Raw genomic sequence first — 23,385 nt, forward strand, 5'->3', positions numbered from 1 at the left:
AATGGCTTATATCTCAATTTATTAGTGGAAGTTTATCAGTGTTAGAAAGCGCCCAAACAATTGCATTACCTGCTAAAGTAACAATTTTAGGATGTTTTTCGAGAAAATCAGAAAATCTTTCTAAAACGTTAGGTTTAAAATCTTTAGTTTCTACGATATTGATAAGCTCTTTGCCAACTTGTTGCTAAAGCATCAATATATTCTTTTAATTCATCAAGAGAATTATTCCAATTGTTTGTAACGGTATTATTGTTTCCGAATGTCGCTCCTCTATAGTCACCTGAAGAGTTAAAATTAAAGGTATTTGTCGTCTGAATCGATTGACTATTTTTTTCTGAAGGATGAATTTTCTCTGCCCCCTTGTATATTAGAGTTAGGGTTTTAACCTTCCGGTTTTGATTGGATAACCCTATGAACCATCGTTATTTTAATTTGGTATTAACTCATTTCTTTTGAGATAATATATTTATTGGATTGAGAGGCTAAGCCGTTCCCCCCTTGGGTCATTGAACCCGCACTCGAGAGACTGGCTCCTCTCTCTGATAAGTGGATTGCGTATGAGTTAGATGTTGAAAGTCCTTACTTTACTCCGTATCTCGTACAAGGTAGTGACGCTTTTCAGTTGAGTGGATTTCAATCCAAAATTCTTTTTTTGAAAGGTCAGATATACATGTACTTTTTAGGCATTGATATCGGTAAACGCACTCACGTTGCTTCTATCATGAACGAGGAAGGAAAGGTATTACTAAAAGGTTTTTCATTTCCTAACACCACTGAAGGAGCAGAGTCATTAATTGAGCGAATGGTCGACTATTCCGGAGCACCCAGTGACTTTGTTATAGGGATGGAAGCCACGGGGCACTATTGGCTGTCCATCTTTTCATACCTTCACGAATCAGATTATTTGATTCACGTTGTGAATCCCCTTCAAACAGACGGATGGCGTAAAGGTACAGAAATACGGAAACGAAAAAACGATATTATTGATTCTGTTTTGATTGCTGACTTAATGCGCTATGGCTCATTTGTCGAAACGGTCTTATCCGATGAAAATGTTTTTTCTTTGAAACAACTTTCTCGTTACCGAACTTATTTAGTAGGTACAGCGAGCGACTTCAAAAGAAAAATTATAGCCGTATTGGATCAAGTCTTTCCAGAATACGCGACGATTTTTACCAAGCAGGGCGTTTTCGGAAAAGCTTCTAAAGAGTTATTGCTGGCGTTTAGTGCCCCGATCGACTTAGAAAACATTTCCTCAGAAACTTTGGCCCAATACTTAGCTGAGTTAAGCAGGAACCGAATCAAGGCAGAAAAAGCGGACCAATTGAAGCAAGCAGCTTCTAACTCCTTTGGAGTAAAATTTGCTCAAGAAGCGTTCACCTTCCAACTACGTTCAATGATTGAACAATTAAAATTCATTGAAAGCCAAATAAAGGAAACGGAAAGAGAAATCAAGCACATAATGGACACTTTAAATTCTGTTATTCTCACAATTCCTGGAATTGGTCCTATAAACGGTGCGACTATTCTTGGTGAGATCGGAGATATTCAAAAATTTTCTAACCCGAAAAAACTCGTTGCTTACGCTGGGATAGACGCTTCCGTGACACAATCAGGGCAATATGAGGCAACGCATAATGTTATGAGTAAACGAGGGTCTCCATATTTGCGAAAAGCCTTGTTTTCGGCGGCTTTAGTAGCTTCTCAATGTGATCCTGTTTTTAGTGCGTTTTACCAGAAAAAAGTTTCCGAAGGAAAACATCATCTAACTGCCTTAGGTGCGGTTTCTCGTAAGCTTTGTTACGTGATTCATGCTATTTTGACTAAAAACGAGCCTTATATAATTGTTTCTGATTAGCTATTGAACATTCAAAAAAACTAATGGTAAGAAGCTTATTTGTTGTACCCTTTTTTCGGAATTATCTGTTATAAAATATTTTTTGATTTGGCTAATTTTTACTTGACTCTATATAGTTAGTCTCTTCTGTTAGTTCGACATCATCAGTCCAAATTATGGGGTACATTTTGGTTTTTGTTATGGATGCACCTCGGATGTAGCCAGATTTTGTTGCGCTTTCCAGTAATGATGCGAATTCTTGTTGAGATAACTCCAATAAGTCTGACGTAACTGTAGTTCCATCATAAATGAAGTTTAAGAGCTGCTTTAACTTCTTTTCTTTGGTTCGATAGTCCAATACTAATCTCTCCTTTTAATTATTATTGGTTGTGTTGTTACTGCCAAAACTCGCACCCTTTTGATCTCCACCATAGATATTGTATGTATTACTGATGGTTGCTCCGGGTGTATTATTTTTTGGATAGGGAGTATCTAATACATCATATCCCTCTGTAGTAACCCTTGCAAATTGAGATAAAAAAAGATGGGGTTTATTGCTAGCATATCGAATAGCAATTCCCTTAACGAAATTTGAATCAATAGCATATTTAATTAAGTCGTAGTAGTCAATTTCTTGAACACGATAATTTGGAGTTCTTAAATCAGCGTCATGGTCATCTAATCGTTTGAGAAATATCTGAAGTTGTTTGTATCGATTCTCACGATTCATTTTAATAGGTTTATCTGCTTCACCAATTTGATTAATAAATGCATATCCTTTATCTGTGATTATTGCTTGGCTAGCATCTATATTTGGACCGCTGTAATAGTGTTCTATTTTTAAATTATAAACTAATTCTTTAGAGATAAGATATCCATAAAAATCTGCGTCTGATTCTGAAATGTCAGCATTTGTTAGTGTGTCAGATTCATTTTGGATTTTCAATAGCAACTCATATAATTTAAGATTAAGCTCTTCTTGTTTCAAACTTATCTACCCCCTAATTAATTTTAATTATAACAGAATATTTAATTTAAAAAACAATATATTTGGAGATGAGTTAATGAAAAAAATAAAAAGCTACACCAGTATCTGGGCAGTTGAAAAAGTCATTTACGCAATCAATGACTTTCATCTGCCTTTTCCTGTAACTTTTAACCAAATGGCTTGGTTTGTTTTATCCTTGCTGTTTGTCATTGTATTTGCCCATGTGCCTCCACTATCTGTGATAGAGGGGGCATTTTTAAAATACTTTGGCATCCCGGTGGCGATTACTTGGTTTATGTCGCAAAAGACTTTTGATGGCAAGAAACCATTGGGATTTTTACGATCCTTTATCAGTTATCATTTACGATTTAAGGTCACTTTTGCAGGAAAAAAAGTTAAAGAACAGAAAAAACGATGGGATGAACCCATTACATTAGTGAGGAGTGTGAACTATGTACCCGATTAAGTATATCGAAAATAATCTTGTTTTTAATCAAGAAGGAGAGTGTTTTGCTTATTATGAGTTAATACCTTATAACTATTCCTTCTTATCTCCTGAACAAAAATATCAAGTGCATGATAATTTCCGCCAATTGATTGCCCAAAATCGAGAAGGTAAGATTCATGCGCTACAAATTGCGACAGAAAGTAGTATTCGTGCCACTCAGGAACGATCTAAAAAGGAAGTTATAGGTAGACTCAAAGAAATAGCATTACAACGGATTGATTTACAGACAGACGCATTAGTATCCATGATTGGCGATAGTCAGATTGATTATCGCTTTTTTATTGGTTTCAAACTGATTGCTACAGATGAAGAAGTGAATTTGAAAAGTCTCAAAAAATCCTTCTTTTCCGGCTTTCAAGAGTTTATCTATGAGGTCAATCATCATTTGATGGGCGATTTTGTTTCATTATCAAATGAAGAAATTCGCCGATATACCAAGCTTGAAAAACTGATGGAAAGTAAATTAGCGCGGAGATTCAAAGTCAGACGAGTGAATCCCAGTGATCTTACTTACTTGATTGAACATATTTATGGCGAAAAAGGTACACCGTTTGAAGAATACGCCTTTCAGTTACCAAAGAAAAAATTGAAATCAGAAACTTTGGTGAAACGCTATGACTTATTACGTCCCAGTCGTTGTTTGATTGAAGAGAAACCTCGTTACTTAAGGATTGAACATGAGAATCATGAGTCTTATGTAACCTATTTGACAATTAATACCATTGTCGGGGAGATGGAGTTTCCTTCCTCAGAGCTTTTCTATTACCAGCAACAACAATTTGCTTTTCCGATTGATACTTCAATGAATGTAGAAATTGTCACCAATAAAAAGGCATTAGCTACCGTTCGCAACAAGAAAAAGGAATTAAAAGATTTAGACAACCACGCTTACCAATCTGACAATGAAACGAATTCCAATGTTTTGGATGCTTTGGATTCCGTTGATGAATTGGAGACCACCTTGGATCAGTCAAAAGAATCCATGTACAAATTGAGCTATGTGGTCCGGGTGAGTGCAGAATCAGTGGATGAACTAAAACGCCGTTGTGATGAAGTGTTCGATTTTTATGATGATACCAATGTGAAACTAGTCCGGCCCTTTGGCGATACGATGGGGCTACATGAAGAATTCCTACCAGCTAGTAAACGGTATATGAATGACTATATCCAGTATGGTGCGACTCGTTTCCCTATAAGTGCATAGGCATGAAATGGGAGAATTATCAAGAACTAAAGATAATTACAACTAGTTATTTCACAGTTGAAATGAAAACCGTCAAGTTGGTTGAAGCAACTGGTCTGATACTCCTACATGCGAATATTCATAACAGTGAATATTCGTGTGAAGCTAGGTAAAGTCGGCAGAACAATACCTAAGTAAGTAATAACTTATATGGTAAAGGATATGCCGGGACGCCACAAACTATCTATGGTGAGAATGTTCCTACGGAACTGACGAACTTGCGAATGTACGGGTCTAAAGGATGACTTTTATCGAAAGATAATTGGGTTGCAAAAGCAACGAATATTACCGAAAAGTAAGAGTCGTATTTATGAAATTCGGGATAAGGAACAATGACCTTATATAATATTCAGGCTCAAAGTAAGCACCTAAGGATAGATGTATGGCTAGAATAACTGGAACGAGGAAAACAGAAAACACTTATTCAACAACTGTTATTGGAGCGTTGGATATAAGACTAATAGTCGAAAATCCTTAATTTCTGCGAGAGTAGGGGCACAGTACCTGTGAAGCGTCTAATCAACGTGGAGGGATAGCCCCAAGACTTGTTCTTTGAAAAGTGAATACAGTTAAATGAAACTCACAAGATCTGGTAAGAGGATGGGACTAATTTTAAAGTTAGGAGAAATAATCCATCAGTGAGTACAGAATTACGATATTATGAATACTATCAAATGCAAGAAACTTTTGATTGGCTCTATGAAAGAAGTAGCAAACAAGCAACAAAAGGTATTGACCTTTATAAAATAATTATGTCAGAGGAAAATATCCTACTAGCATATAGAATTATTAAATCAAATACTGGTTCTAAAACATCTGGGATAGATAATCAAACAATCAGTGATTTCAAATTTCAAAACAAACAAAAGTTTGTAAATGATATTCGAAAAACAATTGAAAATTATCAGCCGCAGCCAGTTAGACGAGTCAACATTCCAAAAAGTAATGGGAAAACTCGTCCTCTAGGCATTCCCACTATGAAAGACCGCTTGATACAACAAATGTTTAAACAAGTGTTAGAACCCATATGTGAAGCAAAATTTTTCAAACATTCCTATGGGTTCCGACCTAATCGCTCTACAGAACATGCAATAGCAAGATGTAATTTTATTGCACATAAATGCAAATGTCATCATGTGGTAGATGTCGACATTAAGGGATTCTTTGATAACGTCCATCATGGAAAGTTAATCAAACAGCTTTATACCATCGGTATAAAAGATCGACGCGTATTAGCAATAATCTCTAAAATGTTAAAAGTGACAGTAGCAGGACAAGGCACTTCCACTTCTGGCGTCCCACAAGGTGGCGTGTTATCTACATTATTATCGAATGTTGTTCTAAATGACTTAGATTGGTGGATTGCCAATCAATGGGAAACATTTCAAACAAAAAGAAAATATAGCAGTGTAGATAATATGCACCATGCTTTGGTAAAGTCGAAATTAAAGAAAATGCACATCGTACGTTATTGTGATGATTTTAAAATCTTTACAACAAATCATAAACATGCAGTAAAAATCTATCATGCGGTCAAGGGATATATTAAACAACGGTTGAACCTAGATATTTCACCAGACAAATCAAAAATTACAAATCTTAGAAGAAATTATTCAGAATTTCTAGGATTCGAGCTAAAGGTCATAAAACAAAAGAAACAACAATATGTTACTGTTTCGAGAGTCTCAAAGAAATCAAAAAGTAGAATTAAGAAGGAAATCAGAGAAAAGATAAAAGCAATTCAGAAATCTCCTACTAGAAAAACTGTTAACCAATACAACCAGTATGTACGAGGTATTCAGAATTATTATCAAAAAGCCACCTTGATTAACCATGACTTTTCTTCTATCTACTATTCCTGCTTACCAGCACTATATAATCGTTTAAAACCATTCGGAAAATATGAAATCCCTAGAAGCCCACCCATTACGTATAAAAAGTTTTATCCTCTCACAAAAAGAACGTTTTGTGTTAGGAAGAATTATTTATTTCCATTAGATAGCGTGAAATGGAAAAGGTTAGAATTTTTCAAACCTCACATCAACAACTATACGCAAGATGGACGATTGGCTAAACTGAGGAAATTAAAACCTTCGGTTTATTCTGAATTGGTTACCCTTAGTACGATGGAAACAGATGAAAGTCTTGAATACTTAGACAATCGACTGTCAAGATATTCTATGCAAAATGGAAAATGTTCCGTTACAGGGATTTTTCTAAGAACGCAAGATGTTCATTGTCATCATATTATTCCTCGTAAATTTGGGGGTACAGATGAGTTTGATAACCTAGTTATTATCCATAAATGGGTACACAGACTCATCCATGCCAAAACAAACGATTAAAGAGTATCTACAACTTCTTCAACTAACAAATAAGCAAATGAAGAAGTTAAACAAATATCGTTTAGAATGTAATTTAACTGAATTTCACTAAAGAAATACGAACAAGTTGGAACGCCGTATGCGATGAAAGTTGCACGTACGGTGTGGAGCGGGGGAAAACCTAGAGATAACTTCAAAGGGTTACCTATCGCTATTTACGTCTGACTTTTTGGCGGGACTTGGTTTTGGGGCTACTCAGATGCTAGGAGAATTAGAAGGCATTTACTTTGGCTACAATGTAGATACGGGTCGTAATGTTTATCTCAAGCCGGCTTTGGCTTCACAAGGAGTCAAGGGTTCAGTTACCAATGCACTTGCCGCAGCTTTCCTTGGTTCACTAGGTGGTGGGAAATCCTTTAGTAACAATCTCTTAGTCTATTATGCTGTCCTTTTTGGTGGTCAAGCTGTGATTGTCGATCCAAAAGGTGAGCGAGGTGGCTGGAAAGAAACCTTGCCAGAAATTGCGGAGGAGATTAATATTCTCAACTTAACTAGTAAGCCAGAAAATCAAGGCTTACTTGATCCATATGTCATCATGAAGAAAAAGAAGGACTCGGAAAGTCTAGCGATTGATATTCTGACCTTTTTAACAGGAATTTCTAGTCGAGATGGAGAGAAGTTTCCTGTTTTGCGCAAAGCCATTCGGACTGTTACCCAAAGTGATCAGCGAGGGTTGTTACAAGTAATCGTTGAATTGCGTAAAGAGGGCTCGCCAGTCGCGGAAAACATCGCCAATCATATTGAATCCTTTACTGATTATGATTTTGCCCATTTGCTTTTCTCAGACGGTTCGATTACCCAGTCGATTAGTTTAGATAAACAATTAAATATCATTCAAGTGGCGGATCTGGTTTTACCAGATGCAGAAACGACTTTTGAAGAATACACCACCATGGAATTGCTTAGTGTTTCCATGCTAATTGTCATTTCGACTTTTGCCTTGGACTTTATCCATAGTAATCGAGAAATCTTCAAGATTGTGGACCTGGATGAGGCGTGGAGTTTTCTTCAAGTAGCGCAAGGAAAGACTTTATCGAATAAATTAGTGCGTGCTGGTCGGGCCATGAATGCCGGTGTTTATTTTGTCACGCAAAACAGTGACGATTTACTGGATGAACGCTTGAAGAATAATATCGGGTTGAAGTTTGCGTTTCGCAGTACCGATATTCATGAAATCAAGAAGACTTTGGAATTCTTTGGCTTAGATCAAGAAGATGAAAGCAATCAAAAACGCTTGCGAGATTTGGAAAATGGGCAATGCTTGATGCAAGATTTGTATGGTCGAGTAGGTGTTGTACAAGTTCACCCTGTATTTGAAGAACTCTTCCATGCCTTTGATACCCGTCCACCTGTTCAAGAGAGAATGGAGTGAGGAGATGAAAAAGAAACTTTTTCGGATTGTGGGAGTCGTTTTTATTAGCATCATCACTCTGACAGTTCTATTGAGTTTAGTCGGTACGGTAGCTGAGGCAACAGGTCTGGTAGATGATACAGTTGAATCAGGAAATCTCTATTCCCAATATTCTCTTGGTAACTATCAGTTGGATTTCTTTGTAGATAGCTCCTGGGATTGGTTGCCTTGGAATTGGGGGGATGGCTTAGGGAAGAGTGTGATGTATGGTCTTTATGCCATTACCAATTTTATTTGGACGGTTAGTCTCTACTTATCAAATGCCACGGGCTATGTGGTTCAAGAGGCTTACAAGTTAGATTTTATTTCAGATACGGCTGAAAGTATTGGGAAAAATATCCAAACCTTGGCAGGCATTACCGAAAATGGACTACAGACTTCAGGCTTCTACTTTGGGTTTCTATTATTGATGATTTTAGCTCTAGGAGTTTATATGGTGTATACAGGCCTACTCAAACGAGAAACTACAAAGGCAGTCAGAGCCGTGATTAATTTTGTGATGATTTTTCTACTTTCGGGTTCTTTTATTGCGTATGCGCCTACCTATATCACAAAAATCAATGATTTTAGCTCAGACGTTAGTGAAGCGGCTCTTAGCCTTGGGACCGAGATTGTTGTACCGAATTCGGAAAGCCAAGGAAAAGATAGTGTGGATTTGATTCGGGATAGTTTGTTTTCGATTCAAGTCCAACAACCTTGGTTACTCTTGCAATTTGATGATTCAAACATAGAAGAAATTGGCGAAGATCGGATCAATAAGATTCTATCCGTGAGTCCGGATGAAAATAAAGGCAAAGATCGGGAAGAAGCGGTCAAAGCCGAGATTGAAGACAATGATAATGCGAATCTAAGTATTACCAAGACCATGAACCGCTTAGGGACCGTGGTCTTTTTGGTGTTGTTCAATATTGGCATATCCTTTTTTGTCTTTCTTCTGACTGGGATTATGTTGTTCTCGCAAATTCTCTTCATTATCTTTGCGATGTTTCTTCCTATCAGTTTCTTATTGTCCATGTTGCCGACTTATGAAAGTTTAGGAAAGAAGGTGATTATTCGCTTGTTTAATACGATTATGATGCGAGCGGGAGTGACCTTGGTGATTACAACTGCTTTTAGTATTTCTACCATGTTTTTCAATATTTCGGCTACCTATCCCTTCTTTATGGTAGCTTTTCTACAAATTGTGACTTTTGCCGGTATCTATTTCAAATTGGGGGACATCATGAGTATGTTCAATCTCCAAAGTAATGATAGCCAGTCAATGGGAAGACGGGTTATGCGAAAACCGCAAATGTTGATGAACCGTAAATTGCGGCAACTCAGTCGAAATGTGGGACGAACTTTGGCTTTTGGTGGTGGTGCAGCAGTCGGAAATAAGTTGGCAAAGGAACAATCAAAATCCAAATTTAAGCCATCCGGTTCTGCTCTACGAAAGAATTCACGATTACCTACCGATCACGAGCTACCATCTGACTTGAATAAGGAAAATCCAATTTCAAATAATAAGAAACAATCTCGAATGAACTTGGCCGGGAGAAAAATCGGCAAAGTTCTGGATACCCAGGCTTTGGTGAAAGATAAGACAAAACAAGTAAAGGATCAGGTACGGAATACGCCGACCAACTTAAAATACATCCTCCATAAAGGTCTGGAAAAGACGAAAAAAGCACCGAAAGAATTTAAGCGAGGGCTTGTTCAAGAAAAAGCAGATCGAGAGAAGCTGCGAGACAAACAACGACAACGCAGAGATGAGAAAATGGATGAAAAGCGAAAAAACTTGGGCGAAGTAACAGACCGTCATGGAAAAAGAAGAAGTAATGTTTCGATAAAAGAGGATCCAAAACCTCAGAAGGATAGGATACTGAAAAATGAACTTCCAAAACGGATTGTGATGGTAAAACCGAATTCTGAGGTAAGGAGAAGACTTGTTAAACAGAATTTGGTTGCGAGAGAGAATAACCAACTATTAAGTAAGAAAAATTCTTTCCAGCAAGTTAAGCAACGATCTACTCTTCCGAAGAGAGCCAATCAAAAAGTACAAAGAATAATGAAGGCTCGTCCAAAACCAAAGTCGGGTGATAAAAAATGAATTTAAAAGAATTGAGTGTCATTTCGTTAACCATGTTGATGCTCTCTTTTATGGGCATCTTGATGTGTGTGAGCTTATTGTTTGGGGAAGATAGTGAGGGGAGTGGTACTTCTGGTATTTCTCCTGGTGGAAATAGTGTCTCAGAAGAAGTCTTGAAACATCGCTCAATGGTTGAAAAATATGCTAAAGAATCGGACATATTAGACTATGTACCAATTCTTTTGGCAATCATCCAAGTCGAATCTGGTGGCACAATGGAGGACGTCATGCAAAGTTCTGAGTCTGCGGGTTTACCACCAAATTCATTAAGTACCGAAGCATCTATCAAGCAGGGATGTATTTATTTTGCTTCCTTGGTTAAGAGCTCCAAAGAACTAGGGTGTGATCAAGATAGTATTATTCAAGCCTATAACTATGGTGGCGGCTATTTGGATTATGTCGCAAAAAACGGGAAGAAGCATAGTTTTACTTTAGCCGAATCATTTTCAAAGGAAAAATCGGGTGGTCAAAAAGTCGATTATCCCAATCCCATAGCTATTAAAGAAAATGGCGGGTGGCGCTATAACTATGGCAATATGTTTTATTGCCTATTAGTGAAGCAATACCTGACCACGACACAGTTTGATGATAAAACAGTCCAAGGGATTTTTGACGAGGCTTTTAAGTATGAAGGTACTGCCTACGTATTTGGCGGTTCGAGTCCCGCAACGGGTTTTGATTGTAGTGGATTGACCCAGTGGTGTTATGCCAAAGTTGGTCTGAAACTTCCCCGGGTGGCTCAAGATCAGTATGATGTCATGACTCATATTGACTTAAAAGATGCCAAACCTGGTGATTTAATTTTCTTTCACTCAACCTATGATGCCGGTACTTATGTGACTCATGTAGGTATTTATGCAGGAGAGAATCGCATGTTTCACGCAGGAAATCCAGTGGGTTGGACGAATCTTACAGAAAGCTATTGGCAGCAGCATCTGATTGGAGCCGGCCGATACAATTAAGAGAAAAGAGGAAAAATAATGAAGATAAAAATTGAACGGATTCAAAAGGAAAAGATGTCAAAAAAGAAAAAAGAGCGGACAATTTCAGTGGGCAAGCATCGAAAAATGGTGCTTGCCCTTTGGCTTTTACTGTCATGTAGTCTTGCTTTTGGTATCTACAAAAATTTCACCGCCATTGATCAGCATACAACTCACGTAAAAATGGTTGTAAAAGAAAAAGTAATAAATACTTCTGGAGTTGAAAGTTTTACAAAGAATTTTGTGAAAGAATACTTTTCATGGAAGAATAACAAGGAAGTAATTGAAAAGAGAATGAGTAATCTTGGACAGTACCTTACAGAAGAAGGCCTTGCTTTGAGTCAAGATATGGTTCGAGTAGATATTCCCACTAGTTCAGAAGTAAATTCAGTAAAAATTCTAGATGTTGAAAAACGTTCGAAAGATTTTGTCGTTTCATTTTTAGTAGACCAAAAGATTACAGAAGGGAAAAAGTCAGAACAAATTTCTTCTGCGTATCGAGTGAAGATATTTGAAGATGAAAAAGAAAATCATATAGTGACGAGTTTACCAACTATGATTAGTAAGCCAGGTAAGGCAAAATATGAAGTAAAACAAGTAGAAAGTGATTCTGACATTGATGCAAAAACAACGCAAGAAATTACTGAGTTTCTAGAGACATTTTTCAAACTTTATCCAATTGCTTCTGAAAAAGAGCTAGAGTATTATAGTGAAAATGAATCTATGAGCCAAGTTAGTAGCGATCTTAGATTTGTAGAAATAACCAATCCTATTTATCTTGAAAAGGACGGTTCGGTACAAGTAAAAATCGTAGTAAAATACCTAAATGAAATTGAAAAGGTGACAAATAGTTTTCAATACAATCTATTGTTAAACAAAGAAGAAAATTGGAAAATTATTAATGGAGAATAATTTTTTAAGGAGAATATAAAAAACAAGGAAAGAATGAATCATTGTAAACTTGTATGGTGAGTAATAGTTTAGGCATAATAAAGAAACAATGTTACTAACTATACTATATTGATAAGGTTGTTTAAAAGAGAAAATGGAAATCCTTGATAGCGTAAAATATTTTGTGTAAATAGAAATTTAGGGTGGAAAAAAAGAAAGTCCATTCTGTAAAATTAAAGTTACCACACAGAAATTTTATAGGAGGACTTTCTCATGACTAATTTTACTATAGAAATTATGCAAACACTACTCAATAAAGGGGATTTAGATGAATTATTTCAGGATCATTTAGAACGAGCGATTAATTCACTTCTACAAGCAGAGCTAACTGTTTTTTTAGATTACGAAAAATATGATCGAAATGGATTCAATTCAGGAAATTCCCGTAACGGGAATTATTCACGTACATTTAAAACAGAATATGGCGAGTTGAATTTAACTATTCCTAGAGATCGTAATGGCGAATTTTCTCAACAAACACTACCAGCATATAAGCGAACCAATGATTCATTAGAAACGACCATTATCCAATTATTTCAAAAAGGCATTACTATGGCTGAAATCTCCGAATTAATTGAAAAAATGTATGGTCACCACTATACGCCACAAACAATCTCCAACATGAGTAAATTGGTGGCTGAAGATGTTTTAGCTTTTAAAGAAAGAACGTTAGAAGCCAATTATTCCGTTATATTTATGGATGCGACGCATATCCCTGTGAAGCGACAGACTGTTTCGAAGGAAGCAGTGTATATTACGATTGGTATTCGTTTGGATGGAACCAAAGAGGTTCTTGGGTTTACTATTGCCCCAACTGAGTCTGCTTATATTTGGAAAGAAGTTCTTCAAGATCTTAGAAAACGTGGGTTAGAAGAAGTTTTATTAGTCGTGACAGACGGATTAAGCGGTATTGAAGAAAGTATCCATAGTGTGTATCCGAATACCCAATTTCAACAATGTTGTGTGCATGTATCTAGAAATATCGCTCATAAAGTTCGTGTTCGAGATCGAAAAGAAATTTGTGAGGATTTCAAATTGGTTTACCAAGCGAATTTAAAAGAAGAGGCATTGGATCACATCGACTTTATGATTAGGAAATGGAAAAAGCAGTATCCAAGAGTCGTCAATTTACTCTTGAATCCTGCCCTATTAACCTTTTATAATTTCCCTCACGCCATCAGACGAACAATTTATTCGACGAACCTGATTGAAGGCTTTAATAAGCAGCTAAAACGATATACTCGAAGAAAAGAACAATTCCCTAATGAAGAATCTCTAGAGAGATTCTTAGTTTCGCAATTTAATCAATATAACCAAAAATTTTTAGGTAGAATTCACAAGGGATTTAAAGAAATTCAGGATACATTAGAGTCGATGATTTAACTGTAATTAACAGAATGGATCTTCCATTTACACATAATTCTTGACGCTACCTAATTAGCAATAAATGGCATATTTTATTCCTATATAGGCTTTCTTTTCTCTCATACTATCCTATCTAAGAATTAATTATGTAATCTCAGATAAAATAATGTGTCAAATTGGTATACTCCGCAAAAAAAATGATTACAAAATCAATCAATGGATAAAATGTTTTGATAATGAAATCTTGAAGTTAGTATTTTCCTTTCAAGAATTGCAATTAATTCATTGTTAGTATTAAAAGCAGACTTCGTTGCCAGTAAAAGACATTCATCATCAGAATCAAGAAATTCTTTTTCCTTCTCGGAAATTTTTTTCACTTGATAACTTTCTTCTATAGTTTTTAGAAAGATACTTCGTTTTTTAAACAAGGTATCTAGATCTTCTGAAACAATTTCTTTTTCTGATAGGAGTGCGAAAGATTGATTCTTGAGAATAATTGTCTCAATTGCAACGGGTTCACCAGATAGCTTGTGAATCATTTTAACTCGAATGACCTTCTGATCATTTGGAATACCCATTTGTTGTTTAACAGTTAAAGGGGCATCCTCTTTAGAAAATGAGATTAGTTTTCTAGTCAGCTCTTCGGGATTAATACCTTCATAATGTTTATTAAAATCCATATCAAGAAAAGAGTTTAGAGAGCTTTTTTTCATGGCGGATACAAAAGACCCTTTTCCCTGAATTCGATAAATATATCCACGTTTTTCTAGTTCGCTCATGGCTAGGCGAACCGTGGTACGACTAACAGAATAAAGTTCGCAGATTTCCTTTTCGGTAGGGAGCTTTTCATTAGGCCCCATGTCAGTATCAATTTGATCTAAAAGATTATTCACTAATTGGAAATAGAGTGGAACTTTATTTTTTGAGTCTAACATAGTTTTCACCTCATATTTGTTATAACGTAATTATGAAGTTATATCTATCTTTTGTCAAATTATCACCAATAATCAAAAATATAGTACTTGACACTTAATTGGAAACGGTTTAAGATACATTAAGATGTTGTGTTGTTATAACAAATAATTAGGAGGTTCTCTTATGAACAAACGATTACTAGATTTTTCTGCTTCGGATTTTTTGAAAGTATCCCCACTTGAATTGAAACAAGCAATTTTAGCATCAGAAGGACGAACGATTATGGCTGAAAATGTCCCTAGTCGATTACCTTATATGGGTGATGCCGTAACAAATGCTGAATTGGAAAGAGCGGCAGGTGCGGATTTAATTCTATTTAATGCGCTGGATCTTTTTGAACCAGAAATACATGGAGTTCCCGATGACTTATCAGAAAATCCAATAACTTGGATAAAAAGAGCCACTGGCCGAGCGATTGGAGTGAATCTTGAACCGGTAGACATCGACGCACCAATGAATGAATCCAGAGCCGAGATATCAATAGGCCGGATTGTATCGCCTAAAACGCTTTTAAAAGCTAATGAATTGGGCTTTAGTTTTATTTGTTTGACGGGAAATCCTGGTACAGGAGTTTCAAATAATGCTATTTTAAATGCAATAAAATTAGCAAAGAAACATTTTGAAGGATTGATTATTGCCGGTAAAATGCATGGTGCCGGAGTCGATGAACCTGTCATGAACTTAGAAATCGCTAAAAAATTTATTGAAATAGGTGTAGATATTTTGTTAGTCCCTGCTCCTTATACAGTTCCTTACTTTATGGAACAAGATTTACGAGAAATTGTTGATTATGTAAAAGATTTTAACAAGGGTAAAACAATAGAAGATAAGGTATTGATCTTGACAGCTAATGGAACAAGCCAAGACTCTTCTGACCAAGATACAATTAAAAAGATAGGATTGACATCAAAAGCTTGTGGCGCCGATATTCAGCACATCGGAGATTCTTTTAATGGCATGTGTCTTCCGGAAAATATTTTTGCTTTAGGACAAGCAATTCGAGGATATCGTCATCAAATTATTATGTTAGGGCGCTCAAATTATCGTTAATAGAAGGAGAGATTAAAATGATTGACAAAGTTCAAGGGATAGCAGCAAAGATTAGCAATCAAAGACATTTGTTAGCTTTAAGGGATAGCATGGCTGGAGTCATGCCATTAATCATCATTGGTTCGTTCTTCATGTTGATTGCAAACTTTCCACTGGAAAGTTTTACGAATTGGTTAGCAGATATCGGTTTACAAACTTTTTTTAACAAAGCTTCTGATTCAACTTTTGGTATTATTGGCTTAGCCGTAACTTATGCTTTAGCGCACAACTTGGCAAAAACCTATGGCGTAGATTCATTATCTGCAGGCTTGTTATCACTAGGAGGCTATGTTCTATTAACACCACTATTAGAAAGTGAAGGTGGAATGGGTTTTCCAACTAAATATCTTGGTACTTCTGGTCTTTTTGTAGGTATTATTGTTGCGATTATCTCAACAGAAATCTTTAGGTGGTTTGTAGAAAAAGATATAACAATTAAAATGCCATCAACAGTACCGCCAAATGTTAGTCGGGCATTTGTCGCGATTGTTCCAGGTTTTTTCGTTATTCTTTTATGGTTCATTATTGTTGTAGTATGTCACTATGCTGGAATTGAAAACGTGCATGCTCTTATAGCCAATACGATTGCTAAGCCTTTGTCTGTATTAACTAAGACATTACCGGGTATCATTTTCGTGATTCTAATTCAATGTTTCTTTTGGATGTTTGGTATTCATGGCGCACAAGTTACTGGTCCGATTATTGAGCCATTATTGTTGCAAAATTCAGATGCAAATCGTATAGCTTATCAAGCTGGAAAAGAATTACCCAACATTATCACTTACGAATTTCTATATAATTTTGTTTTCTCTGGGGGAGCAGGATGCCTATTTGCTTTAGCTATCTTAGTTTTCCTATTCTCAAAAAGTAAAGAAAATAAAACTTTAGGCAAATTGACAATTGCTCCTGTAAGTTTCCAAGTTGCTGAACCATTATTATTTGGGTTTCCGACTATTCTAAACATAAAAATGTTAATTCCGTTTGTAGCGGCTCCAGTTGTTACTACACTAGTTACTTATTTTGCAATGAGTACAGGATTAGTCGCAAAACCTGTCGGTGCTACAATTCCATGGACAACTCCGCCAGTGATTGCCGGTTTTTTAGCATCAGGTGGACGTATTAGTGGTGCTGTAATTCAAATTATTACAATTGCAATTAATATGTTAATCTATTACCCATTCTTTCGTGCCGATGACAAAGTGAAATTGAAGATTGAGCAAGAAGCTAATCAGGAAGAAACAGCTCAACAAACAATAAAGAAGAGTAGTGATATGGAGGATATCATTTCAAAAAATTAATAAGCTTTGATAGTAATACTTGATGAATTAGATTTTTTAATAATTTAGATCTATAACTTCGTTAAAAGAAAGAGGAGAGAAAAATGGTAAAAAAAACTATTATGTTGGTCTGTTCAGCAGGCATGAGTACTAGTCTACTTGTGTCTAAGATGCAAGAGGCTGCAAAAAAACGAGAATTGGAGGCAGATATCTTTGCAGTATCAGCTTCCGAAGCTGATAGTAATTTATCTGAAAAAAGTGTTGATGTTCTTTTATTAGGGCCACAAGTACGATACATGAAATCTCAATTTGAGAAAAAATTAGCAGATAGAGGTATTCCAGTTGATGTTATTGATATGTCCGATTATGGTAGGATGAACGGTGAAAAAGTTTTAACTACAGCCGAAGAATTAATTGCGAATAAGTAGGTGGTAAAAAATGGATGACTATTCTTTACAGACTATTATGGAATTAATCATGTATGGTGGTGAGGCGAAAAGTAGTGCTATGGAAGCAATTGAAGCCGCTAAAGCTGGTTCCTTTAAATTAGCGGATGAAAAAATTAAGGCTGCTGACGAAGCTTTAATTAAAGCGCATCATTCACAAACCGGATTGCTCACAGAAGAAGCACAAGGAAACCATATTAAAGTATCTTTATTGATGGTTCATAGTCAAGATCATTTAATGACGGGGATTGCATTTACTGACTTGGCAAAAGAGATTATTAATATTTATGAACATTTACAGGAAATAGTTGACTAATGGCAGGAAATAGCTTGCATGAAGTGGTCTGACTAATTCAGGTAATTCACTTAACGGTATTACCTGAATTAATTTCTTAGATTGTTAATAAAGTTATCGTGTATATTTAATAAAACAAAAAAATCAAAAATTTTTGGAAGAGTATGGAAAAATAATTATCTATATCTAGGTGCATAGGCAAATTTGTCTATGCACCTATTTTGGTAAGTTTTCTTAATTTCTTCAAAAAAATATCAATCAAGTTGTAGCACAGGAGTTTGAGAATTGGATCAATCGAAAAAACTATAACTTTTGATGTAAAACGTTAGTTCGAATTTTTTCTCTTTTGTGTTTTTCATTATATGAAAGTTTCGTAAAAGGCGTACCTACGGAATTCTCATAAATTGAAAAAACTATCGCTCATTGAAAATTGAATAAAATATCTATCGGCACATTAGTATTCGTTTAACTATCTAATTCACGTCATGGCCATAACCAGTAGAAAGCTAGCTATAGGGATTTGATAAAACAACGAATTCTTGATAATGATGTTTCCGTAATCAAATTGGCCCGCCATCACTGGGGGGAGGCGAGATTCCTATGTGCTTGGTCAAAGCAACGGATAGATTAGAACTACAACTTTCAATTTCTGAATTTTGATTTATTTTGTAGAGTAAATACGCATTTCACATAACCATTATCCAACCCAAACTACTTTGATGAGTTACTAGAGCGTTAGTACTAAAAATTATGGATAGGATTGATGAAGGTGAAATATATAACTAAAAATCATATATTAGAAATGAAGTTCTGTTCAGTTCTAGAAGAAAAAATTGAAGGGTATACCGATAGTGAAATTAGCAGTGTCAGTCATAATAGAATCAAATTGAATCTTTTCCTCCATGGAAAACTTTATCATTAACAAGAAAACGCTAATGGAATTTGCGACTGTAGCTTTCGAATGAAACACACTGTTCACGGTGAGCACAATCAATTTTCTCAAAAAGAGATTGAAAAAATTATGGAAACAGTTATTAAGGAAATAGAAATACATTTTCGTGATTAAACTTTGTTTATAAAAATGAAATTAAATAAAAGATGGTTGATAGGCGGTGCATTTTTTGTTCATCGCTTTTTTGTATTTCATAAATTGTAATGCAGCTTAAAAAAAATTAAATAAATGGTTATTGGAACAATCAAACAGGTTTTTGATTCTGTCAATGTTGGTAATGCATCTGTTTGTTCATTTTCAAAGATGATAAAACTGAATAAAGGAGCAAGGAGGAGAGATGGATGATACTAATTCAATCGGTAAATTTTTATACTCTAAAAGATTCAAATAATTGTACTCCTATTCTCTCTGGCTTCTCTATTGTCATTTTACAACGACGCTTATTAAACAGAAGAAATACTTCCCTTACCTTCCTATTGCAGAAAAACGGTACGAGAGAATTTGCAGAATTTGATAAAGAAAGTAGTGTACTAGAAATTTATTTAAATTCGACCTTTCATTTCTGGGACCAAAGGGAACAATCAATACCATTGAGAGTGACGAAAGAGCTACAACAGATTACGCAATTACTTTTTAGTTATTATCTTCACGGAAAGTTCACTTACTCAGTAGACAAGGTGATTTACTCTCTCGTTGATCAAATCATAAAGTTAAATTCAGCTAGTTTGATTGCCAATCATTATTTCGTGTTATTGCTAAAATTTATGGAAGAAAACATTACTAGCCCGTTAAGAATTTCTGACTTTTGCAAAGTGATACATTTAAGTGAATCTAGTCTGAATCGTTTGTGCCATAAGCACGCTGGAACAACGGCTATGCGACTTTTTAGGAAAATGCAATGTTGGGAAGCGGAAAGACTATTGGCGGATACATCTCTGACTATTCAAGAAATCAGTGAGAGAATGGGATTCAAAAGTAGTAAGAGTTTTTCAACAATGTATCGAAGAAACGAAGGTATTTCACTATTAGATAAAAGAAGGGAGTTGCAAAGTGATAAACGTGGAAAAAGAAAACGACGAATATACATACCAACAAATTCAATCCGTTTTAAACGAGTTTCAAAGATTAACGAAAATTTATAATGCTCTGTTGAAACGGACGTTAGAAAATGGTTTTGATGAAAATTCAAGAGTTTCTAGAGAGGTGAAACCCATTTATGGTATAGACATACAAAATCAACAGTACTATTTCTCAAAACAAAGCAAATTCAGAGGTCATGATTATCAATCACTCGCATTAACTATTGCTGCACTATTAAAAGGAAGTGGTTGTCCCATGTCTACAAAGCAACTATATGAAGCATTGGTTGAGAGAGGTTTTACCTTGACTCGGTCAAACTTCTCAAACAATATTATGCAAAAAATTATCAAGGGTTCAAGGATAAATGTGGAAAGAGCCTATCGTGGATATTGGCAATATCGTTTAAAGTAGCGTCATTCATTTTTTGAAGCATCTTAATTAGGGTGTTTCCAGAAGTAAGTGAATTTACTTCGATAATAAAGAAACATTGACCTTTGAAAATTAAATAGTATTTGTCAGGTACGAAAACTTTCAAAAGTGAGCCAAGATATAATTAGCGCCATGACAAGTGAAAGAGCGAGAAAACTAATTGATATCAAATATAAGCTAAAATGATGCAATGACTTTTGAAAGTATAATGATACTTCTGTGAAGCTCGGCATAAAAAGTGTTGCCATTCCAAAGTTTTGAACATTTCTTGGGAGGATTAATACTGATGAAGAGAGTTTCAAATATATATAAAGACAAAAAGAGAGGGACTTGGTATTTTAGTGTTACTTTAGGATATGATCGTTTTGGGAAAAGAATTCAACCGACAAGAAGAGGATTTAAAACACAACGTGAAGCGAAGGAAGCTCTGGAAGAATTGAAAAAGACATTTTCAGATTCTCAAGGAATTTATCTGCAAGGAATAACGTTTCATGATTTTTATCGAGAGTATTTTTTTCCTTGGTATAAGTTGGGAACTGTAGAAAAAACATATATGAAAACAGATCATATTTTACAACGTGCATTGGATTTTTTTGGAGAAATGCACGTTGTAAAGATTCGACCAATTCATATACAAGAATTTCAACAGTTTTTATCGAAAATCCATGTTGTAAAAAAAGGCATTGAGCAACCATTATCACCAAATTATATTAAACAGATATTCAATAAGTTGAGAGTAGTTTTTAAAAGGGTAATTGTACTTGAAATTATTGAAGAAAATCCTGTAGATACTATAGGTAAAATAAAAACTCAGCGTCCTCAAGTAGAATTTTGGACAGTTGATGAATTTAAGAAAGTATATAATAGTGTTTATCACGGGGATTTTTATGAAGAATTTTATAAACGTTTGATGCGTTTTATTTTTGTTACAGGTGTAAGGAGTGAGGAGCTTTTAGCGTTACAATGGAAAGACTTTGACTTAATAAATGGTAGATGTAGCGTAAATAAGTCAATTTACATCCGTACAAGACAAGATTACGAATTTGCTGAAACAAAAAATACATCAAGTATTCGAATAATTTCGTTAGACAGACAAACCGTTGAAGATTTAAAAACATGGAAAAAAACTCAACAATCAATTGGGAAAAATATAGAATTGGTTTTTTCTTTTGATGGATTACCGCCATCTCCAAGAACTATTTTAAGTAGGATAAAAAAACTAGCTGAAATTGCAGGAGTAAAACCAATTCATATGCATGGATTAAGACACTCGCACGTTGCCTTTTTAATTGAACATAATAAAAATATCTATGCAATATCTAAGCGTCTAGGTCATGCCTCTATTAAAACTACTTTGGACAAATATGGACACTTATATCCAGAAACAAATCAAGCACTCGCAAATGAAATTACGAGGTTTGATATTTAACTTTCCACCTTTTTTGCTGTCACGCTGCTGTCACAGCCTATTTTTATTTTTTTATGTTGATATACCTGGGGTTATAAGCTAGCTGTCGGTATCGAAAATGGATGAGGATGAACCTAAGAAGAAATAGCTTTTTTGAACTACGATTAAAGTTATGAGGCGTTGGATCAGTGATCCTTCGCCTTTTTATATGTTCATATAGTTGGAACGGGCAAGTAGATGAGTCTAATTCTTGATTGAAAAAGAAGAAGCTCCAACTTGAAAATTTAGCTATATTTAATTAATTACATAAAAATAAGAAAAGCATCACAGGATATACCAAGTAAAAATGTCTTAGCGGATTAATCGAATAATTATCTATTTCTTCAAAAGCTTGAATTTACTAACTACTGGCAATAAAAATTTCATAGCTTACTGAAAAAAATGACCATCATTTTAATAATTGCAATGATACGATTGGAGCACTATTAAAAAGAAGGTGATGGTCATTAATAAAGTCGTATATCTATTCAAAATTTCTTTCGGATTAGCAATTATCTCTTTAGCCTTGAATTTCTTTTTATTACCGCATAATATCGCTTCCGCAGGGGTTGGAGCGATTGGTCATTAGATGGTCTGTCAGTAGCATTTATACAGTTTGGTTCATTAATCTGTTCATGCTCGTATTGACCTATATTATGTTGGACAGACAATTTTTTTCTAAGCCTTCCAATTTCTTGAGGCGGTGAGAGATTCTTTTTATTTTATTATGAAGTTCTCGATATTCAGGAGTTATTCTTTCTGGACTTTCTTGGTCAAATTTCTTTTTGAGTTGTAAAACAAATTTATCCAATTCATGAAGATAAATGTTTGCCAAAAGAGGAGATAAAATTCCACCTTGAGGTGTTCCACTATACGTTTTATGATATTGCCAATTTTCTAGATAACCTGCCTTTAGGAATTTATAAATCAGCTTACTCATTTTCATATCTTTGATTTTGAGATTGATTAATCCTATTAGTGTGCCATGGTCTATATTATCGAAACATCCTTTTATATCTCCCTCCACAAACCATCTTGCACCACCAAACTCTCTTTTGATTGTTTTCAAAGCGGTATGGTAGCTTCGTTGAGGTCTAAAACCATGGGAGACATCTTCGAATACCGGTTCATAGATAGATTCAAGAATTAGTCTCACTGCTTCTTGAATCAATTTATCTGTGAATGTTGGAATCCCTAAAGGTCTCTGTTTTTTGGAATTCTTTTTTTCAATATACATTCTTCGTACAGGTTGAGGATGATAGGTTTCTTCTTTTAGATAGAGATTGAATAATTTTTTTGATTTTTTCTTCACTAAAACCATCTGCTGTATCATCTAGCACTCCTTTTGTGGCAGCTCCTTTATTGGCGTATAAATTTTGATAAGCCACGTAATAAATATCTGGACGTAAAAGATAACGATAAAGTCTTGTAAAAACTTCGTCTTTATTTTTTTGTGAATTTTTACTGATTCTTTCTAAAATTGCCATTGTTGGTTTCATTTTGAGGTTTTCCTCCCTAATCAATTTTAAATTTTAGTACACAATAACTGTGCCCCTTCGCCATGTAAAGGTCGTTATCCTTCTCAGACTACTACGAGCAC

At 35.2% G+C, this 23,385-nt stretch carries 17 protein-coding genes and 5 pseudogenes; 17 read left to right on the plus strand and 5 right to left on the minus strand.

Features of this window, described 5'->3' with window-relative positions; genetic code table 11:
• Positions 1 to 13: 13 nt before the first annotated feature.
• Positions 14 to 359, minus strand: a pseudogene (locus tag AUF14_RS22435) (hypothetical protein); the annotation flags it as partial.
• A 311-nt stretch (positions 360 to 670) separates the two neighbouring features.
• Between AUF14_RS22435 and AUF14_RS03490 the strand changes: the two are divergent.
• Positions 671 to 1,858, plus strand: coding sequence for an IS110 family RNA-guided transposase (locus AUF14_RS03490; protein WP_002297293.1), 1,188 nt, complete (start codon positions 671 to 673; stop codon positions 1,856 to 1,858).
• 124 nt (positions 1,859 to 1,982) lie between these two features.
• On the opposite strand, the pseudogene AUF14_RS03495 reads toward AUF14_RS03490, so the two are convergent.
• Both AUF14_RS03495 and AUF14_RS03500 read right to left on the minus strand, forming a co-directional pair.
• Positions 1,983 to 2,195: pseudogene (locus AUF14_RS03495) on the minus strand (hypothetical protein); the annotation flags it as partial.
• Positions 2,196 to 2,210: 15 nt separating this feature from the next.
• Positions 2,211 to 2,825 carry a hypothetical protein gene (locus AUF14_RS03500; protein WP_060789635.1) on the minus strand — a complete coding sequence of 205 codons (615 nt, stop codon included), beginning with the start codon at positions 2,823 to 2,825 and terminating at the stop codon, positions 2,211 to 2,213.
• A 76-nt stretch (positions 2,826 to 2,901) separates the two neighbouring features.
• Here AUF14_RS03500 and AUF14_RS03505 point away from each other — a divergent pair, with 76 nt between their 5' ends.
• The 8 genes and pseudogenes from AUF14_RS03505 (at position 2,902) to AUF14_RS03540 (ending at position 13,813) form a co-directional block, all read left to right on the plus strand.
• Positions 2,902 to 3,291, plus strand: a complete 390-nt coding sequence (locus AUF14_RS03505; RefSeq protein WP_049220677.1) for a conjugal transfer protein — start codon at positions 2,902 to 2,904, stop codon at positions 3,289 to 3,291.
• Positions 3,278 to 4,522, plus strand: a pseudogene (locus tag AUF14_RS03510) (ATP-binding protein); the annotation flags it as partial. The gene AUF14_RS03505 and the pseudogene AUF14_RS03510, both read left to right, overlap by 14 nt.
• Positions 4,523 to 5,214: 692 nt before the next feature.
• Positions 5,215 to 6,921 carry a group II intron reverse transcriptase/maturase gene (gene ltrA, locus AUF14_RS03515; protein WP_227656324.1) on the plus strand — a complete coding sequence of 569 codons (1,707 nt, stop codon included), beginning with the start codon at positions 5,215 to 5,217 and terminating at the stop codon, positions 6,919 to 6,921.
• A gap of 181 nt (positions 6,922 to 7,102) precedes the next feature.
• Positions 7,103 to 8,332, plus strand: a pseudogene (locus AUF14_RS03520) (ATP-binding protein); the annotation flags it as partial.
• 4 nt (positions 8,333 to 8,336) lie between these two features.
• On the plus strand, positions 8,337 to 10,460 hold the full coding sequence (locus tag AUF14_RS03525; RefSeq protein WP_049220676.1) for an FUSC family protein: 2,124 nt from the start codon (positions 8,337 to 8,339) through the stop codon (positions 10,458 to 10,460).
• Positions 10,457 to 11,461, plus strand: coding sequence for a bifunctional lytic transglycosylase/C40 family peptidase (locus tag AUF14_RS03530; protein ID WP_049220674.1), 1,005 nt, complete (start codon positions 10,457 to 10,459; stop codon positions 11,459 to 11,461). Before AUF14_RS03525 ends, AUF14_RS03530 begins: the two co-directional genes overlap by 4 nt.
• Positions 11,462 to 11,479: 18 nt before the next feature.
• On the plus strand, positions 11,480 to 12,391 hold the full coding sequence (locus AUF14_RS03535) for a conjugal transfer protein (RefSeq protein ID WP_060789634.1): 912 nt from the start codon (positions 11,480 to 11,482) through the stop codon (positions 12,389 to 12,391).
• A 252-nt stretch (positions 12,392 to 12,643) separates the two neighbouring features.
• A complete protein-coding gene (locus AUF14_RS03540) occupies positions 12,644 to 13,813 on the plus strand; it encodes an IS256 family transposase (protein WP_070509231.1) in 1,170 nt (389 codons plus the stop codon).
• A 191-nt stretch (positions 13,814 to 14,004) separates the two neighbouring features.
• Here the strand turns inward: AUF14_RS03540 and AUF14_RS03545 are convergent, their stop codons facing one another.
• Complete coding sequence (locus AUF14_RS03545) at positions 14,005 to 14,688, minus strand: GntR family transcriptional regulator (RefSeq protein ID WP_265331625.1); 684 nt, start codon at positions 14,686 to 14,688, stop codon at positions 14,005 to 14,007.
• A 205-nt stretch (positions 14,689 to 14,893) separates the two neighbouring features.
• On the opposite strand from AUF14_RS03545, the gene AUF14_RS03550 reads away from it, so the two are divergent.
• The 8 genes from AUF14_RS03550 to AUF14_RS23055 all read left to right on the plus strand — a co-directional run bounded on the left by AUF14_RS03550 (position 14,894) and on the right by AUF14_RS23055 (position 22,374).
• Complete coding sequence (locus AUF14_RS03550; protein WP_049221514.1) at positions 14,894 to 15,820, plus strand: DUF7916 family protein; 927 nt, start codon at positions 14,894 to 14,896, stop codon at positions 15,818 to 15,820.
• A 17-nt stretch (positions 15,821 to 15,837) separates the two neighbouring features.
• Positions 15,838 to 17,157 carry a PTS sugar transporter subunit IIC gene (locus AUF14_RS03555; protein WP_065422885.1) on the plus strand — a complete coding sequence of 440 codons (1,320 nt, stop codon included), beginning with the start codon at positions 15,838 to 15,840 and terminating at the stop codon, positions 17,155 to 17,157.
• Between the two features lie 83 nt (positions 17,158 to 17,240).
• Positions 17,241 to 17,564, plus strand: coding sequence for a PTS sugar transporter subunit IIB (locus AUF14_RS03560; protein WP_028020949.1), 324 nt, complete (start codon positions 17,241 to 17,243; stop codon positions 17,562 to 17,564).
• A gap of 10 nt (positions 17,565 to 17,574) precedes the next feature.
• The gene (locus AUF14_RS03565; RefSeq protein ID WP_028020948.1) at positions 17,575 to 17,898 is read left to right on the plus strand and encodes a PTS lactose/cellobiose transporter subunit IIA; all 324 of its coding nucleotides are present in this window, start codon (positions 17,575 to 17,577) and stop codon (positions 17,896 to 17,898) included.
• A gap of 1,272 nt (positions 17,899 to 19,170) precedes the next feature.
• A complete protein-coding gene (locus tag AUF14_RS03570; protein ID WP_028020886.1) occupies positions 19,171 to 19,971 on the plus strand; it encodes a helix-turn-helix domain-containing protein in 801 nt (266 codons plus the stop codon).
• A gap of 7 nt (positions 19,972 to 19,978) precedes the next feature.
• A complete protein-coding gene (locus tag AUF14_RS03575) occupies positions 19,979 to 20,320 on the plus strand; it encodes a hypothetical protein (protein WP_127478965.1) in 342 nt (113 codons plus the stop codon).
• A 304-nt stretch (positions 20,321 to 20,624) separates the two neighbouring features.
• Positions 20,625 to 21,767, plus strand: coding sequence for a site-specific integrase (locus tag AUF14_RS03580; RefSeq protein ID WP_060789638.1), 1,143 nt, complete (start codon positions 20,625 to 20,627; stop codon positions 21,765 to 21,767).
• Between the two features lie 478 nt (positions 21,768 to 22,245).
• Complete coding sequence (locus AUF14_RS23055) at positions 22,246 to 22,374, plus strand: hypothetical protein (protein ID WP_255212373.1); 129 nt, start codon at positions 22,246 to 22,248, stop codon at positions 22,372 to 22,374.
• Positions 22,375 to 22,458: 84 nt separating this feature from the next.
• Here AUF14_RS23055 and AUF14_RS03590 read toward each other — a convergent pair.
• A pseudogene (locus tag AUF14_RS03590) lies at positions 22,459 to 23,284 on the minus strand (reverse transcriptase domain-containing protein); the annotation flags it as partial.
• Between the last annotated feature and the right edge of the window lie 101 nt (positions 23,285 to 23,385).

Origin of the sequence: Enterococcus avium (genome assembly GCF_002891025.1) — a bacterium.
Classification (GTDB): Bacteria; Bacillota; Bacilli; order Lactobacillales; family Enterococcaceae; genus Enterococcus_A; species Enterococcus_A avium.

Coding starts and splice junctions, on each gene's coding strand:
- AUF14_RS03490 (WP_002297293.1), top strand. CDS start 671: ATGTACTTTTTAGGCATTGATATCGGTAAACGCACTCACGTTGCTTCT.
- AUF14_RS03505 (WP_049220677.1), top strand. CDS start 2,902: ATGAAAAAAATAAAAAGCTACACCAGTATCTGGGCAGTTGAAAAAGTC.
- AUF14_RS03525 (WP_049220676.1), top strand. CDS start 8,337: ATGAAAAAGAAACTTTTTCGGATTGTGGGAGTCGTTTTTATTAGCATC.
- AUF14_RS03530 (WP_049220674.1), top strand. CDS start 10,457: ATGAATTTAAAAGAATTGAGTGTCATTTCGTTAACCATGTTGATGCTC.
- AUF14_RS03535 (WP_060789634.1), top strand. CDS start 11,480: ATGAAGATAAAAATTGAACGGATTCAAAAGGAAAAGATGTCAAAAAAG.
- AUF14_RS03540 (WP_070509231.1), top strand. CDS start 12,644: ATGACTAATTTTACTATAGAAATTATGCAAACACTACTCAATAAAGGG.
- AUF14_RS03550 (WP_049221514.1), top strand. CDS start 14,894: ATGAACAAACGATTACTAGATTTTTCTGCTTCGGATTTTTTGAAAGTA.
- AUF14_RS03555 (WP_065422885.1), top strand. CDS start 15,838: ATGATTGACAAAGTTCAAGGGATAGCAGCAAAGATTAGCAATCAAAGA.
- AUF14_RS03560 (WP_028020949.1), top strand. CDS start 17,241: ATGGTAAAAAAAACTATTATGTTGGTCTGTTCAGCAGGCATGAGTACT.
- AUF14_RS03565 (WP_028020948.1), top strand. CDS start 17,575: ATGGATGACTATTCTTTACAGACTATTATGGAATTAATCATGTATGGT.
- AUF14_RS03570 (WP_028020886.1), top strand. CDS start 19,171: ATGATACTAATTCAATCGGTAAATTTTTATACTCTAAAAGATTCAAAT.
- AUF14_RS03580 (WP_060789638.1), top strand. CDS start 20,625: ATGAAGAGAGTTTCAAATATATATAAAGACAAAAAGAGAGGGACTTGG.
- AUF14_RS23055 (WP_255212373.1), top strand. CDS start 22,246: ATGGTCATTAATAAAGTCGTATATCTATTCAAAATTTCTTTCGGATTA.